General features: G+C 67.3%; 12 protein-coding genes and 2 pseudogenes. 3 read left to right on the top strand and 11 right to left on the bottom strand.

From position 1 onward, the window contains the following. The 6 genes and pseudogenes from ACP4J3_RS49505 to ACP4J3_RS49480 form a co-directional block, all read right to left on the bottom strand. Positions 1 to 200 (bottom strand): annotated as a pseudogene (locus ACP4J3_RS49505) (ABC transporter substrate-binding protein); the annotation flags it as partial. Positions 201 to 399: 199 nt separating this feature from the next. Then, complete coding sequence (locus ACP4J3_RS49500; RefSeq protein WP_426544664.1) at positions 400 to 648, bottom strand: cupin domain-containing protein; 249 nt, start codon at positions 646 to 648, stop codon at positions 400 to 402. A gap of 274 nt (positions 649 to 922) precedes the next feature. Further along, positions 923 to 1,657, bottom strand: coding sequence for an SDR family NAD(P)-dependent oxidoreductase (locus tag ACP4J3_RS49495; protein ID WP_426544662.1), 735 nt, complete (start codon positions 1,655 to 1,657; stop codon positions 923 to 925). A gap of 76 nt (positions 1,658 to 1,733) precedes the next feature. After that, a complete protein-coding gene (locus tag ACP4J3_RS49490; protein ID WP_426544660.1) occupies positions 1,734 to 2,840 on the bottom strand; it encodes an alanine racemase in 1,107 nt (368 codons plus the stop codon). 119 nt (positions 2,841 to 2,959) lie between these two features. Next, positions 2,960 to 3,445: a RidA family protein gene (locus ACP4J3_RS49485; RefSeq protein ID WP_426544658.1), complete on the bottom strand. Its 486-nt coding sequence runs from the start codon at positions 3,443 to 3,445 to the stop codon at positions 2,960 to 2,962. 584 nt (positions 3,446 to 4,029) lie between these two features. Further along, entirely contained in the window at positions 4,030 to 4,683 is a 654-nt protein-coding gene (locus tag ACP4J3_RS49480) for a GntR family transcriptional regulator (RefSeq protein ID WP_426544656.1), read from the bottom strand. 505 nt (positions 4,684 to 5,188) lie between these two features. On the opposite strand from ACP4J3_RS49480, the gene ACP4J3_RS49475 reads away from it, so the two are divergent. From ACP4J3_RS49475 to ACP4J3_RS49465, 3 genes are all read left to right on the top strand, one after another. Next, positions 5,189 to 5,869: a haloacid dehalogenase type II gene (locus ACP4J3_RS49475; RefSeq protein WP_426544654.1), complete on the top strand. Its 681-nt coding sequence runs from the start codon at positions 5,189 to 5,191 to the stop codon at positions 5,867 to 5,869. 379 nt (positions 5,870 to 6,248) lie between these two features. Further along, positions 6,249 to 7,652 (top strand): NAD(P)/FAD-dependent oxidoreductase, encoded by a 1,404-nt coding sequence (locus tag ACP4J3_RS49470; RefSeq protein ID WP_426544652.1) that lies wholly within the window; start codon positions 6,249 to 6,251, stop codon positions 7,650 to 7,652. Between the two features lie 20 nt (positions 7,653 to 7,672). After that, positions 7,673 to 8,818 (top strand): FAD-dependent oxidoreductase, encoded by a 1,146-nt coding sequence (locus tag ACP4J3_RS49465; protein ID WP_426544650.1) that lies wholly within the window; start codon positions 7,673 to 7,675, stop codon positions 8,816 to 8,818. Positions 8,819 to 9,478: 660 nt separating this feature from the next. On the opposite strand, the gene ACP4J3_RS49460 is transcribed toward ACP4J3_RS49465, so the two are convergent. From ACP4J3_RS49460 to ACP4J3_RS49440, 5 genes and pseudogenes are all read right to left on the bottom strand, one after another. Next, positions 9,479 to 10,198 carry a haloacid dehalogenase type II gene (locus ACP4J3_RS49460; protein WP_426544648.1) on the bottom strand — a complete coding sequence of 240 codons (720 nt, stop codon included), beginning with the start codon at positions 10,196 to 10,198 and terminating at the stop codon, positions 9,479 to 9,481. Between the two features lie 139 nt (positions 10,199 to 10,337). Continuing rightward, positions 10,338 to 11,333, bottom strand: coding sequence for a phosphotransferase (locus ACP4J3_RS49455; RefSeq protein ID WP_426544666.1), 996 nt, complete (start codon positions 11,331 to 11,333; stop codon positions 10,338 to 10,340). Positions 11,334 to 11,440: 107 nt separating this feature from the next. Beyond that, positions 11,441 to 12,790, bottom strand: a complete 1,350-nt coding sequence (locus tag ACP4J3_RS49450) for an aspartate aminotransferase family protein (protein ID WP_426544646.1) — start codon at positions 12,788 to 12,790, stop codon at positions 11,441 to 11,443. A 183-nt stretch (positions 12,791 to 12,973) separates the two neighbouring features. Further along, positions 12,974 to 14,140 (bottom strand): ROK family transcriptional regulator, encoded by a 1,167-nt coding sequence (locus ACP4J3_RS49445; RefSeq protein WP_426544644.1) that lies wholly within the window; start codon positions 14,138 to 14,140, stop codon positions 12,974 to 12,976. A 104-nt stretch (positions 14,141 to 14,244) separates the two neighbouring features. After that, positions 14,245 to 14,577 (bottom strand): annotated as a pseudogene (locus ACP4J3_RS49440) (SDR family NAD(P)-dependent oxidoreductase); the annotation flags it as partial. Between the last annotated feature and the right edge of the window lie 161 nt (positions 14,578 to 14,738).

Raw genomic sequence — 14,738 nt, 5'->3', positions numbered from 1 at the left:
TAGATCGCCTTCTGCAGCGCCGCACCGTAGGAACCGCCGCTGTCACGGACGACCACCGTCTTACCGCCGCCCTTGCCCCCACCCGACGACACACGGCTAGTGCCAGTGCCACAGGCGGCGAGGGAGGGAAGAGCGGCGAGGGCGGCGAGGCCGCCTGCTCCGCGCAGGAGCGCTCTACGACCGATCTGGGCATCACTCATGGCAATACTCCTCATCTGGGGACGCGTGGGACCAAGCTGTGCGGGGGCTTTATTCGCCGTGGATCGAAGTCCCCGACGACCTTGTCGTCGGAGCGACGCCGGCTAGAACACCGGGTGAGTGGCGGTGGGGAAGCTGGAGCCGTGACAGGCGGTCACCAGCGGAGTGGGAGCGGTCCTCACCAGAGCCGCAGCTGAGGGCTCACATCACGGTCACGTAGATCTTGCGCACGGTTTCGATGGTCTTCCAGACGCCGACGTAGCCCGGCTTCATGACGAAGCTGTCGCCGGGCGTCGCTTCCCAGACGCCCGTATGGATCGACTCCCCACTGGCGACGTCCTGGGCCCAGGTCCGGAAAGTGGGGTTGCCGGAAATCAGGCGCTCCGGGAGCGGGCCGGACTCTCGCGGCGCGAAGGAGGGATTGGGGTCGATGGCCTTCAGGAGCGACATGTCTTTCCCTTTTGAGCTTGAGATGTTGGTGGCCGCGGCCACGGTCGATGAGCCGTTGCCGAGCGGCGTCTGGCACGCACTCGTGGGGTGGCCCGTTCCCGATGTTCGGAGGCCGTCGACGCGTCGCGGCTGGTGCCGTGGGGGCCGGGTGGCTCGGATGCGGTTGCCGGCACGGGCGCTCTGTGGGTGGCACCGTTCGAGTGCGGCGAATGGGGCACGCGCTCGACGCGTGTTCGTTCAGCCCATTGCTGGTGGTGATGCCCGGCGGGGATGTTCAGAAAGCGGTGTACCCGCCGTCGACGGTCAGGACCGATCCGGTGACGTACGACGACTCCGACGATGCGAAGAAGAGCACCGCGTCAGCGACCTCTTGAGGGGTGGCGAGGCGTTGGAGCGGGATCGTGCTCTCGCGCTCGCGGCGGTAGCCCTCGGGGTCGGGCCTGCGCTGGAAAGCCGCTTCGATGATCGGGGTGGCGGTCAGGCCCGGAGCGACGACGTTGACACGGATGTTGCGCGGGGCCCATTCGATCGCCGCGCCCTTGGCGAGCATGATGAGGCCCCCCTTGGCGGCGGAGTACAGGACCTGCCCGGACATGCCGACCATGCCCAGCCGTGAACTGACGCAGACGAACGAGCCACCGGTCTCGGGCATCAGCGGCGCGAAGTGCTTCATCACCAGGAACGCGCTGAGCAGGTTGCTCTCGAGCACGTTCTTCGCATCGTCGCAGGCCATCTCGGTGAGCGGACTGACGGCCTGCAGGCCGTGGTTGAGGACGACGACGTCGACGGTGCCGAGGGACTCGGCGGCCTGCTTGGCCAGGCTCTCGACGAACGCCTCGTCGTTGAGGTCTCCGGGAACGTACAGGTCGTCGGGCTCAGCGCTGTCGAGTCGCTCCCTGCGGCCGGTGAGCAGCAGCCGCGCGCCCTCGCGGCGGAAGTGGGAACTCACCGCCTGCCCGATGCCACTGCTGGCGCCTGTCACCAGGGCCGTGACGTTGTTGAGTCGCATGTCAGGTACTCCATTACGGGGGAGATCGGTCGTCAGGTTGCGGGCTCGGCCACGGGGTCCTGCCCCTGGGGCCGGTTCAGTTGAGGAATCCGCGGGCGTCGACCGGCCAGCGCTGCAGCGACGTGCCCGTGCTGTCGGTGACGATGAGTTCCTCGAAACCGAGGACGACGGGGCATACGTGGTTGGGCACCACCGGTACGACGGTGCCGACGCTGGGGCGGAAGTCGCCGTCCGGTAGCGGGAGGAACCCGTGGTACTCGTTGAGCTTGGCCAGTACTGCCTTCGTGCCGGCGATGCCGCCGTAGCCGATCTCGGGGCTGCCTTCGCGGCTGAGGGCTTTGGTGCCCACATCGAGGATGACCTGGTCGGGGACCCAGTCGCTGACCACGGTGCCGGCGACGAACAACGCGATCTGGTCGTCAGTGCAGGAGCCCAGCCGGGCGTTGTTCAGATCGCCGAAGACGTACTCGCCGGGACGGATCTCGGTGATCACGCTGCTGGTGGAGAACTCGAGGGTGGGAGTGGAGCCGGCGCTGACCACCTCAGCGGTGACCCCGACGTCGGCGAGGCTGCGTACCGCAGTGGTGAGCGCGGCCTCCTGGTCCTGCGCGGCGCGCCGGCGAACGTCCCGGCCGGCGCCGCCGTGACCTGGATAGGTGAAGACGCCCACCGGCACCAGACCGCGCTTGCGGGCGGCGAGCGCGAGATCGCCCGCAGCCTCGGGCGGCGCCCCGGAACGACGGGCGCCACAGTCGACCTCGATCACGACCTGCAGCCGGTCCGGTTCGTCTCCCATCGCGTCGGCGAGGGCCTCGATCGCCGCGACGTTGTCGACGCCGACCCGCAGCCGGGCGGACTCGGCGAGCCGGCGAATCCGGGGCTTCTTCGATCCCGCGGCCCAGATCGGGTAGGCGAGGAAGATGTCGTCGAACCCGGCCGCGGCGAAGACCTCGGCCTCACCGACGTTTCCCGCGGTGATCCCGACCGCGCCGGCCTCTACCTGGCGTCGCCCGATCTCCACGCACTTGTGCGTCTTGACGTGCGGTCTGACCTTGATGTTGCGCTGGTCGGCAAAGCTCTGTATGCGGTCGATGTTGCCTTGCATGACGTCGACCAGCACGATCGGCGCGGGGGTGTCGATCCGCTCGACCACAGCGTCGAGTGCTCGTTGCAGCCGGTTCACGCTGCCCTCCTTGTGGTTCTGCCTGGAATGGTCGAGGGGCGCGGGTGCTGACTCCCCCTGGATGCCGAGCGCGCGGCCCGCGACCTCGCGCGCTCGCGTACACCGCCGTCTGGCTCGCCCTACACTGCGGTGCAGACCATCTGGATCTCGACCGGACTGTTGAGCGGTAGCCCGGCGACGCCGATCGCGGTGCGAGCGAGCCGTCCGTTCTCGCCCAGCACCTCGAGGAGCAGCTCACTGGCCGCGTCCGCGACCTTCGACTGCAGACCGAAGTCCGGCGCACTGGCTACGAAGACCAGCATCTGCACGATCCGGACCCGGTCCAGATCGCCCACCGCCTGCACAGCGGCGGCGAGGCAGTTGAGCGCGGCATGACGCGCGAACTCCCGCGCCGTCTCCAGCTCGACCTCCCGGCCGACGATGCCCTGACCCATCAGCCAACCGTCCTTGTAAGGGAGTTGGCCCGAAATGTGGATGCTGGAGCCCACGGTCCGGTGGTGCACGTAGTACGGGTTGTCACGGAGCTCGGGAAGAGCCAGACCCAAGGCCTGGAGCCGACCGGAAGCCGAGTCAGTGTTCGCTGCCGAAGTCACGGACCGGCTCATCGCGCCACCTCCGCGGAGGGAACGGGGATCTTGATCATCTGTACTCGGCTCTCCTCTCGAGTAACAGTGGCGACATAACGCCATATAGCGACTTAAACCAACCACCACATTGTCGTTTGTCGACCATATGGGTGCCCGTTGAGCACTGTCAATACACGGTCGACGCACGGCTGACGGCGAGATCCCCATGTCACAAGAGCGGTCTGGCCTGCTGCCCCTTGTTCCGGCAAGGCCTACCGCGACTGGCCGCAAGCCCGTGGTGACCAGCTCGGCAATGGCGTCACGTGGCGACACTGGACCCGTTCACGGCCGGAAGAACGCCGTCGAAAGGCAAGTACGGCCCCTACCTGGAGCCGGAGATCCACGCCTGCCGACGACACCCATCTGAGGGTTTTCCCGGGATGGAGCGCGCCGGAGTCGACGCCGACTGCGCCGCGGGAGAAGCCGCGCGTATGACAGAAGGCCGCCACGACCCGCCGCCTCCCACCCGCCCCACCTCGCTGGCGGCCGGCTACTTCGACATGGGTATGCAACGTCCACAGTGGCGAGCGGGCTTGGACGCCTTCGCGCACGCCGGCATAGCCTCATGCATGCCGCGGCGCGCGCTCCCCTGCATCTCCCGTCTGAGCCCCCAGCCCCATCGGGAAATGGGCAGCCAGTTCCTGGCGGAACGCGTCGGTGTCGCCTTCCAGGGCAACCGCCGCCAACCTCTCGTGCTCGACGACCAATTGATGCGGGTCGTCGCTGTACGTGCGGTGATCGGCGCTGAGGTGGAGGCGCAGCTTGGTCTCCCAGCCGTTCCAGAGACTCTGCAGGACGCCGTGCCCCGAGAGCTCGTAGAAGAGCCTGTGGAATCGAAGGTGCGCGTCGATGCTGGCCGGGATGTCGTCCTTCTCCATTGCCCGTCGGAGATCCTCGACGGTTTGCAGCAACTGAGGCCGCTCAGGACCGCGCAGTGCTTCGGCCGAGAGCTCGGCGGCGTACGGCTCGACACGTAGCCGGACCGAGTCGATCTCGGCGACCTCACGAGCGCTCACCTCTACGACGAACGCCCCACGGTAGGGGATCTTGACGACGAGCCCCTCCTCCTCCAGCTTGGTCAGCGCCTCGCGCAGCGGGGAGCGGCTGATGCCGAGATCAGCGGCGATGTGCGCCTCGCGGAGTTGGCCACCGGGCGGTACGGTCCCATCGAGGATGGCGGCACGCAGTGTGCGGTAGACGCCGTCCGGCGTCGTCATCCGCTGCTCCTGCCACTCGAACTTGTGGTCCACCCCGTTGCCCTCCCTCGACGCTTGTCGACCATTTGGTCGTTTGTCGACTATACCTCTGCTGGTTTTGCCTCCACACGTCAAGTTGACGTATCTGGCACTGAGCTCACCGATTTCAGAGCGGTGTTCCATCCGGCTCACGGGTCGCGGTGACAGATCGGGTCGGGTCCGTGGCTCGCCGACCCAGGACGCGCGACGCAGGACCTTCGGGTCTCCGGGCGCCGACTCTTCCGTCTTCTTCGTCCAGTCGGCGCCAGGCTCTACGTGCGAAGCCGAGCACCTGGCTGGCCTGTGATGTTGCCGATGCCCGCGGCCTGCTCGATAACCCACACCCGCACGGAGGGCCGGGCAAGGTCTGCCCGAGGCACTCCCCTGACACCGTTGACAGTCGCAGGCGCATGGTCGACAATCGACCAACGATGGTCGACAATCGACCAGAGCGCCAGACTGCTCAACTGAAAAACTAGGAGGACCAGTGGGATTCGACGTCAAGCCCAAGTTCGTGTCGTTCGACATGAACGGAACGCTGATCAAGTTCAGCATCAACGACACGATGCGTGAGGTCCTGGGCGACCGACTGCCGGCCGAGGTCGCCGATGAGTTCCTGCGGATCTGCAAGGCGTACCGGATCGACGAGTGCACGGGCGCGTACCAGCCGTTCCACCAGGTCGTCGCGCGTTCCATGGAACGCGCCTTGCACAAGGTCGGTCTCGAGTACCGCGAGGACGAGGCGCGGGCGGTGTACGACCGCATCCCCACCTGGGGCCCGCACCCCGGTGTCACCGAGGCGCTGAACCGCCTGGCCGAGGAAGTCCCGCTGGTCATCATCACGAACAGCGACACCGCGCACGCCGTGCGCCTCGCGGAGAACCTCAAGGCCCCGTTCGAGGTCGTCATCAGCGCCGAGGAGATGGGCGTCTACAAGCCACGACTCCGTGCGTTCGAGTACGCGTTCGACAAGCTCGGCGTGACACCCGACGAGCTCGTGCACGTCTCCGCGAGCCCCATGTACGACCTGCGCTCCGCGGCCATCATGGGCATCGAGAACAAGGTGTACGTCGACCGCGGCTTCGAGCACGACGAGCACTGGCTCGGCTATGAGCGGATCACCGACATCGCCGACCTCCCGGTCCTCTTCGGCCTGCCGCGCCCCTGACGCCCGAGCGGAGACCCGAGAAAGTGAATCCGCAGCAAGGCGGTGGCGGCGTGAGTCTGCCCCTGCTTCAAACCGTCAAGGGTGACTCGGCTTCAGAAGCCTCCAAGCCCCAGGACTGGGCTACCCGTCCTCGCCGGCAGCGCGTACCTCGTGCATCACCGGACGGTGGGCTCCAACACCGCGATCGGTGTCGCTGGGCTGCCTCTCAACACCCCTGTCGAGATTCCAGGTGATCTGCACTGCGGAGTAGCGGCGAGTGTTCCTCGCGTCGTCGGAGTCCTCGTACATCACCGGGGCAACGCTCTCCGTCGACAGCGGCCACACCGCATTCCAGCAGCAACGGCCCACGCGGTTCCCAGAGACAAATGAAGGACACACCATGAACGCTCTTGCGGCACCACCCCGAAACGGAGAGCTCGGCTTCTGGGTGGCCCAACTGGCCGACAAGAGGCCCTCGTTCCCCCGTTTCACCGGCCAGGACAGTGTGGACGTGGCGATTGTCGGCGGCGGCTACACCGGCCTATGGGCGGCGTACTTCGCCAAGAAGCTCGAACCGTCGCTGTCGGTCGCCGTCTTCGAGGCCGAACAGGTGGGCTACGGCGCATCGGGGCGCAACGGCGGCTGGCTCTCGGCGATGCCTCCGGGAAACCGTGCCGCCTTCGCCCGCGCCGGGGGCGGGCTGGAGGCGAGCCGGGCACTGCAGCAGGAATTCGTCGCCGGCGTCGACTCCGTCCTGGACATCCTCCGGGCCGAAGGCATCGACGCCGATCAGCGCAAGGGCGGCGCACTCGTCGCCGCCCACACTCGGGCGGGGCTGGGCCGCCTTGTCGCCAGGCGTGATGCCGACCTGAAGTACGGGCTGACCGACGACGAAGTCCACATGCTCGACCGGGACGAATTCCAGTCCCAGATCAACATCTCCACCGTCCACGGCGGGCTCTTCTACAAGCACTGCGCGCGGTTCCACCCCGTGAAGCTCGTCTACGGCCTCGCCGAGACCCTGACCTCCATGGGGGTCAGGATCTACGAAGGCAGCCGGGTGGACAGCGTCGCGGACAAGACCCTCATCCTGGCCAACGGTCGTGTCACCGCGGCCAGGACGTTCATCTGTACCGAAGGCTATTCGGGACAGCTGCTGGGCCGCCGGAGCCTGATCCCGGTCAATTCCTCGATGATCGTGACCAAGCCCCTGCCGGAGGAGGCGTGGCAGCAGATCGGCTGGGACGGGCCCCAGTGCCTCAACGACTCCGCGCACACGTTCATCTACGCCCAGCGGACGTCGGACGGCCGTATCGCCATGGGGGGCCGCGGTGTCCCCTACCGGTACGGGTCCGGCACCGGGGGAGCCGGTGCGACCGCCCAGTCCACCATCGACCTGATCTCGCACAAGCTCGGTTCCTTCTTCCCGGGGATCCCCTTCGAGGTCGACCATGCCTGGTCGGGAGTTCTGGGCGTCACGCGGGACTGGAACGGCGGCGTGCACTGGGACCCGGCATCGGGGATCGGGTCGTCCACCGGCTACGCGGGACACGGCGTCACGTCGGCCTACGTCGGCGGCAGGACTCTCGTGGAGCTCGCCTTCGAGCTCGAAACCGAACGGACCACTCTTCCCTGGGTCGGCTACCGGGCACGGAAGTGGGAACCGGAACCCATCCGCTGGCTGGGCGTTCACGCCATGTACCGGCTCTTCGGCATTGCCGACCAGTGGGAGGAGCGCAGGGGGTCCAGCACGACCTCACTGCTGGCCAGATTCGGCAGCAGACTCGCCGGACTTCACGAGTAGACGAAAAGGAAACGGCTCTCATGGACGCACAGCTCGCGGTCATCGGCCTGGGCAGCATCGGAAGCATGGCCCTGTGGCAGGCCTCCCGGCTGTCCGACTCGGTAGTGGGCTTCGAGGCCGCCACCCCCGCCCACGGCCGCAGTGCCGTGGGCGGAGACACCCGCCTGTTCCGCATGGTCTACCTCGGCAGGCCCGACTACTACCGCATCATCGAACACTCCCGCGGCCTGTGGGCCGAGCTCGAAGCGGAAACCGGGCAGGACATCTTCATTCCCACCGGAGGGCTGTCCATCGGGACGGCGAACGGCAGCTTCATCAACAGCCTGCTCGAGGCAACGCGCATCACCGGAGCCGAGCACTACGTCCTCAGCCGCGAGGACATGGCGGAACGCTACCCCCAGCACAACCTCCGCCCCGACGACTGCGCCGTCTATGACCCCCACGCCGGCGTTCTGCGCACCGACCGCGCCGTCAGCGCCGCCGTCGCGGCGGCCCAGGCGAACGGCGCCACCGTCCTTCAGAACACGCCCGTGGACAGCATCACCGAAACCGGACACGGCGTGGTCGTCACCTCGGGCGACAGAACCTGGACGTTCGAGAAGGTCATCGTCGCCTCGGGCGGCTGGTCCCGCAGGCTCATGCCCGACCACCTCAGGGCCGTTACGAAAACCCATCGGATCGTCCTGACGTGGTTCATCGCCGAAGACGGCACGCAGTTCTCGCCGGAGAACTTCCCCGTCTTCAGCCGGCTGTACGGCGATCGCTCCCTGTACGGCGCACCCGCCGTCGACGGCGTGACGGTCAAGGCATCGGTGGACGGACCGCTGGACGGACGCGGAAGGGAAACTCCCGACCCGGACTCCGTGTTCAGGGAACTCACCCGGGAAGAAGTCGAGAAGGTCACCGATATCGTCACCGAATTCTTTCCCGGTCTGATCCCCACCATCGTGCGCTCCGACGCCTTCCCCGACCTCTTCACCGAGGACAGGCATCCCCTCCTCGGCCGGCTGGATGAGAACAGCAGGGTCTACTGCGCCACCGGATTCTCCGGAAAGGGCTTCAAGATGGCCACCGGTTACGGCCACATCGCGGCACACGAGGCGCTCGGCAAACAGACCATCGACGGCCTGGACTTCGTGCGTCCGGACCGGTTCAGGACCAGGTAGCCACCCACTCCCGCCGCCTCAGCGCCGTAGCCTCGGTATCGCCGTTCGGCTGACGGTTGTTGCGGGACTCATCCCGGACGGCGAAGCGGTGACCGCTTCGAACGCACTAGGCGCTCCGCGCCGTCTTCCGTCTGGGTTCCCGGGGTGGCTCTCGCTACAGACCCACCACTGAGGCCAGTTGGGATCGGAGGGTGCCGGCGTGGGGTTGCAGCGGGCGACGAACAGGCCGCCGGTGGTGGCGGCGCGGACCAGGTCGAAAGGGTCGGCATCGGTGGCGCGGTACGCGAGGAGGTCGACGCCGGCACAGCCGGCCGCCTCCGCTCGTCGGCAGTCATCGGCAATGCGGTCCGGGTCGCCGGCGAGGCGGGTGGGGTGCCTGCCTCAGGGGTTCTCCGGCGAAGGGCAGGTAGCGGCGGCCTTGTCTTCTTCGAGCGGGACAACATCGACCCTCGCAATCCGCCGAGACGACTTCCCGTTCCCCCCAAGAGGCGAGCCGGACCCGCTTGTTGGCGAGCTCTCGAAAAGAAGCCCGCCCTCGTCCTGGACAACGCCCACATGTCGACCGGCACGGTCCTGCCCGTATACCGCGACGCGGCGGCAGAGCTCAAGAAGGGCGTGGGCGTCCTCTGACGCGGACGCCTGTTGCGGCTGTGCGCCCAGTCAGCGCTTCGCCTCACGCGCTGCCCGCGCGAACGAGATCATGTCCGGGAACTCAAGAGCGTAGGAGTACTCCCCCGCGGGCTCGGGAGTGGCACCCCAGCCCGGACGGTCGTGCCGACGATTGATCCACGCCGACGGCAGACCGTGACGCTTGGCAGGCACGTGGTCGTGGAAGAGGCTCTGCGCGACATGCAGCACCCGCTCGCGCGGGACGCCCATCTCCTCCAGTGCCTCGTCAAGGGCCTCGAAGTGGTTCGGAGCCGGCTTGTACGCCTTGACGTCCTCGGCCGTGATGATCCGGTCGAACTCGACGCCCAGACGCTTGTTCGACCCCGCGAAGCCCGCCCGGTGAACGTTGGACAGGATGATGAGCTTGTAGTCCTCGGCCAGGAGGGCGAGCGCTTCGGCCGAGTCGTCGAAGGCCGGCCACTCCGGAACAGAGTTGCCCAGTCGCTGCGCCCACTCCTCGCTCACGGGCCGTGCGAGCTTGTTCCCGGTGCGTCGGAACGCCTCGGCGAGAACCGCCGAGTAGAGGGCATCGGGCATGTCCACTGCGGCCTGGGCCTCGTTATCCGCGTAGGCGAGCAGCAACTCCTCGTCGGAGTGGTCGAGAGCAGCTTCCTTCGCCCACGGGGCCAGTACGGCGGCGATGCCGGCCTCCCAGTCGATAAGCGTGCCGTAACAGTCGAAGCTCAGCGCGTCGTAGTCGGCGAGATTCATGGATCCTCCTTGGAGTGTGGTCACCGTGCGCGGACGGTGTCGAGGGCGGCGGTGACGGTGTCGGCGATCAAGGTGACCTCGTCCTCATCGACGACGAACGGCGGACACACCTGCAGCGCGTCGGGCCCATCACGGCAGATCAGGAATGCCCGTGACGGGCTTCCCCGAGGTGCGCGACGACGTCGTCCAGGCTCACGGTCAAGGAACGCTCGATATTGATCCAGTCGTCCTTGGCGTGACCGAGGAGGTACTCGCGCCGTTCGGGTGCGCGCTCCGCGCGCCAGTTCGTGATCAGCGCACGCAGTGTGAGTCGTGCCAACGCGGCAACCGGGAGCAGCGGGAGTTCAGAGGCCTGGATCGGCCGCTTGCGTTGGTAGCCGGCGGCGAAGGCGCAGGCGTCCCGCCAGGGATGATCCGGCGTCCTGCCGAGCAGGTTCGCCATGGGAACGGCGGGGTCGAAGATCACCGCGCTGCGCACCGTGTCGCCGAAGTCGATGACACCGGTGACGAAGTAATCGCTCTGTGTATCCACCACGATGTTGTATGGGCTGAAGTCGCCGTGGATCACTTGGGTTTCGAGATCACTCAGCCTCGGGACGATGTTTTCACGGAAGAGCCGGAAGACCGACTCGGCCAGCTGGCGGTGCTCGGGGCTCGGCGTGTGCTCGACCAGTTCGGTCATCTGGTGGAAATGCCGAATGTCCCATGCCAGACCTCGGCGGTCCGCCGGGTGTGTGAACGGCCTGAGCGCCACGTCGATCAGCCCCAGCATCTCGCCCGCCTCGGCGAGCCGCTCCGCATCCGGGTTCGCATCGGCCAGGACCTGGCCCTCGACGAAGTCGAACACCCGCAGGATGCGAGTCCTGCCGTCGTTCAGCCTGATCGTGACATGGTCGTCTCCGTCGGCGGTCAGCTTCACCCGCTGGACGGGCAAGTGCGGAGCGGCGGTTTCGAGGTGGCGCATCGCGGCGGTCTGGAGGGCGACGACCGCCTCCGCCTCGTCAGGTGGTGAGACCTTCACGAGGTAGTTGCTCGAGTCGGTGCTGAGTCTGAAGGTGTCGTCCTTCTCGGTCGCCAGTCGCCCCAAGCGCCCGGTGAGGCGGTAGCGCTCCTCAAGGAAAATGCTCACCAGCATCACGTCGATGGGCTCGTGGGACGACGTCAGGCCGCTCTCCTGGAGGAGCCGCTGAGCATGGTTCGTGGCTGGTGAGGTGTTCACGGTCAGTCCCTTCGGTCAGCCTGTCACAGACGGTTTTTCGCGACCTCGGCGAAGGTCTCCAGGAATCGCGTCACATCGGCGGAGTCGAAGGCCAGCGGAGGGCGGATCTTCAGCGTGTTCGCCGACGTGCCCGTGCCGCTGATCAGGACGCGGCGATCGCGCATGTCGTTGATGACGTCTTCGGCACGTGCGCGATCCGGCTCGAGGGTCTGACGGTCCTTGACGATCTCCACGCCGACGTAGAGACCGGCGCCGCGGACTTCGGCGACGTAGGGGGAATCCTTGGTGATCTCCCGCAGCCCCGCACGCAGAGCGTTGCCGCTCTCCAGGACGCGCTGCTGCACGTTCTCCTTTTCGAAGACGTCCAGCACCGCGGCGCCCGCGGCCACGGGGATGGAGCTGCCGCCGAAGGTGTTGAAGTAGCGGACGTTGCGTCCGAACTCCTCGCAGACCTCGGGGCGGAAGACCACACCCGAGATCGGCAGGCCGTTGCCCATCGGCTTGCCCATGGTGACGATGTCCGGCAGCACACCGTGGCGGCTGAAGCCCCACATCGACTCCCCGAGCCGGGCGAATCCCGACTGGACCTCGTCCGCGATGTAGACACCGCCGGCCGCGTGCACCTCCTCCACCACCGCTCGCATGTAACCGACCGGGTCCGTGAAGATGCCGTCGCTGCTGTGGGCGCAGTCGGTGATCAGGGCCGCGAGCCGGTAGCCGTGGCGCTCGAGGTCGTCGATCGCGCCGCGCACCTGCTGCCTCATGTGCTCGTCGAGCGTGGATCCGGGCGCGACGAGGCGCGGGTCGGGAGCGTCGATGAGCCGGACGTTCGGGCCCAGCGGCGAGCCCGCGCCGAGGGTCGGTGAGAAGCTCGCCACCTCACGGGTGAGGCCGTGGTAGGCCCAGCGGGTGACGATGATGCCCTCGCCGCCCGTGTGGAATCGCGCCACCCGCACCGCCAGGTCGTTCGCCTCCGACCCGCTGCACGCGATGCTCAGCCTGGACAGCTCCTCGGGGAACGTCGCAAGAAGCCGCTCCGCGTAGTCGACCAGTGCTTCCTGGACGTAGCGCGTGTTGGTGTTGACCACCGCCATCTGGCGGGCGACGGCCTCGGCCACGTGGGGGTGGGCGTGCCCGACGCAGGGGACGTTGTTGTAGGCGTCGAGGTAGTCGTTGCCGTCACGGTCGATCAGGTGGGCGCCGTGACCGGAGACGAACTCGACCGGCTCCCTGTAGATCAGTGTGTAGCCAGGACCCAGCACCTTGTTCCGGCGCTGGATGGTCTCTTGCAGGTGCTCGGGGAGCTCGCTCAGTACCCCGGGGTCGAACGCGTTGGGGTAGTGGGCAATCGCCCGACTCAGCGTCGAAGTCATCGGCAGGCACACCTTCAGTCTCGTTCCGGGGTTGCTCGCTGCGTTAGCCGGAAACCTACCATCATTTATTCCAGTTCCAATCTGAAACTAGAAAGTTTTGTGTCCGTCCCGTTGATCGCCACGTCGACATGCCCACTCGCCAGGCCCGCGCCGCCAGATGCGCCTCGCCTGCCGGCGGTCGACTCAGAAGGCCGGCGCGGACCGCTCCGTGGGCCGGTTGTGTTGCCGTGCTCCGAGCACGGCGTCGCGCAGCCGTTCCTGAACGATCGTCAGGCATGCGTAGACCGCGCCTTGTGCCGTCGACAGACCGATCTGATGCGGACCCGTCCTGATCTCCGGCACCACCGGAAGGCTCTGGTCGAGCCGTCCGCGCACCTGGGGAAGGACGACGTCGACGAGCGGGCGCAGCCGGCCCACGAAGTAGACCGACTCCGGGTCGAGCGTCACGGCGACGACGCTGACAGCGGTCACGACCGCGGTGGTGAACGCCTGCAGCACTTCGGCGTGCGGCGCCTGGGTGTGCGGTTGCAGCCAGAGATCCTCGATGCGCTCCAGGTCGAGCCCCCGCTTGCGAGCGAACCGGAGGAGACCTCCGGTGCTCAGCAGCTCGTCGAGGTTCTCGTCGCCGACTCCGGAGGAGAGCACCCCGATGCCGCCGAAGGTGGGTGTACTTCCCCGGGCGAGCTCATGATCCGTGCAGCTGGCGAAGTTCAGTGTGGTGCTGACGCTGAAGAGTGCGGCGTTCCTGATGGTGGCGTCGTTCGTGAGGATCCCGAGCAGGGACGCGTTGGCGTCGCTGTCGAGGAGCACGGGGGCCTCGATGAGGTTTTCGACGGCTTGCTGGAGGCCTGAGCCCGCGAAGATTTTCATCGACTCCGCGGGGCCGAAGATCTCCGTGCCGCCCCGGACCCGGCCGGGCACTGCGGCGACGATCTGGCGCAGAGGACCCTGCGCGGACCGGGCGGCCTGCGCGATGAGGTCGACCAGCCATCGCGCGGCGTCCTCGACCTCCTGTTGATCGGCGGTGGGAACCGTCACGTGCTGGATCTCGCGACCCCTCAGGTCGGTCACCAGCACACTCGTGGTCTGGGCACCGAAGCTGACACCGGCGACGTGCCCGGTCGTGCCGGGCAGGTCCAGATAGGTGGAGCGGCGGCCGCGGCCGGTGATCTCGTCGACCCCGCTGTCGACGACGAAGCCGTCGGCACGGAGCTCCTCCACCGCTCTGGACACCGTGGCCTTGCTCAGGCCCGTCAGCTCGATGAGCTGGTTCCGCGTCAAGGGCGCGCGGGAGAGGACCACGTCGAGGACTGATGCCTTGTTGTAGTCGCGTGAGGTCGGATTGGTCACGTGATGACCATAGCGAGCCTGGCATGCCGATCGCGTAGGGACCGGTTCGGGCGGTACGACCAGGCGTTTCGACGCGGTGAGAAGCGGGTGTTCCGGCGGATCCGTCACTCCCGCCCAGGCGCGCCCGCTACATGCCTCGCGGCAAAGTGATCTGGACCGAGCAGTCGCTCCACAGCGCGACGACCGAACCTGACGCGGACACGGCCGACGCAGTACAAGGTCTGGTTCGGCATGCCGACCATGCCGAGGCGCGAGCTCACGCACACCGTCGACGCTCCCGACTCGGGTGCCGGCGGCATCAGGTGCTTCATGACCAGGAACGCGCTCAGGAGGTTGCTGTGAAGCAGGTCGCGTGCGTCGTCGGCGGTGGTCCCTGCGAGCGGGCTGGACTGCTGGAGTCCGTGACAGAGGACGACCACTCCCACGTCCCCCAGGTGATCCGCCGCTCGGGCGGCGAGCTTGGAGACGAAGGTCTCGTCGTTGAGGTCCCCCGCGAGGCAGTCTCATATGGTTCCTCGGCCGCTGCCCGCGACGACCTCCGGGCGCAGCAGGTCGGCGAGGGTCTCGGCGGGCAGCAGGCCCTTTTCCAGGACGAGTT

Origin of the sequence: Streptomyces sp. UG1, from assembly GCF_049974585.1 — a bacterium.
In the GTDB taxonomy this organism is placed as follows: domain Bacteria; phylum Actinomycetota; class Actinomycetes; order Streptomycetales; family Streptomycetaceae; genus Streptomyces.
The sequence above is the reverse complement of the archived record's forward strand: the minus strand, read 5'-3'. Positions and strand labels throughout refer to the sequence as shown.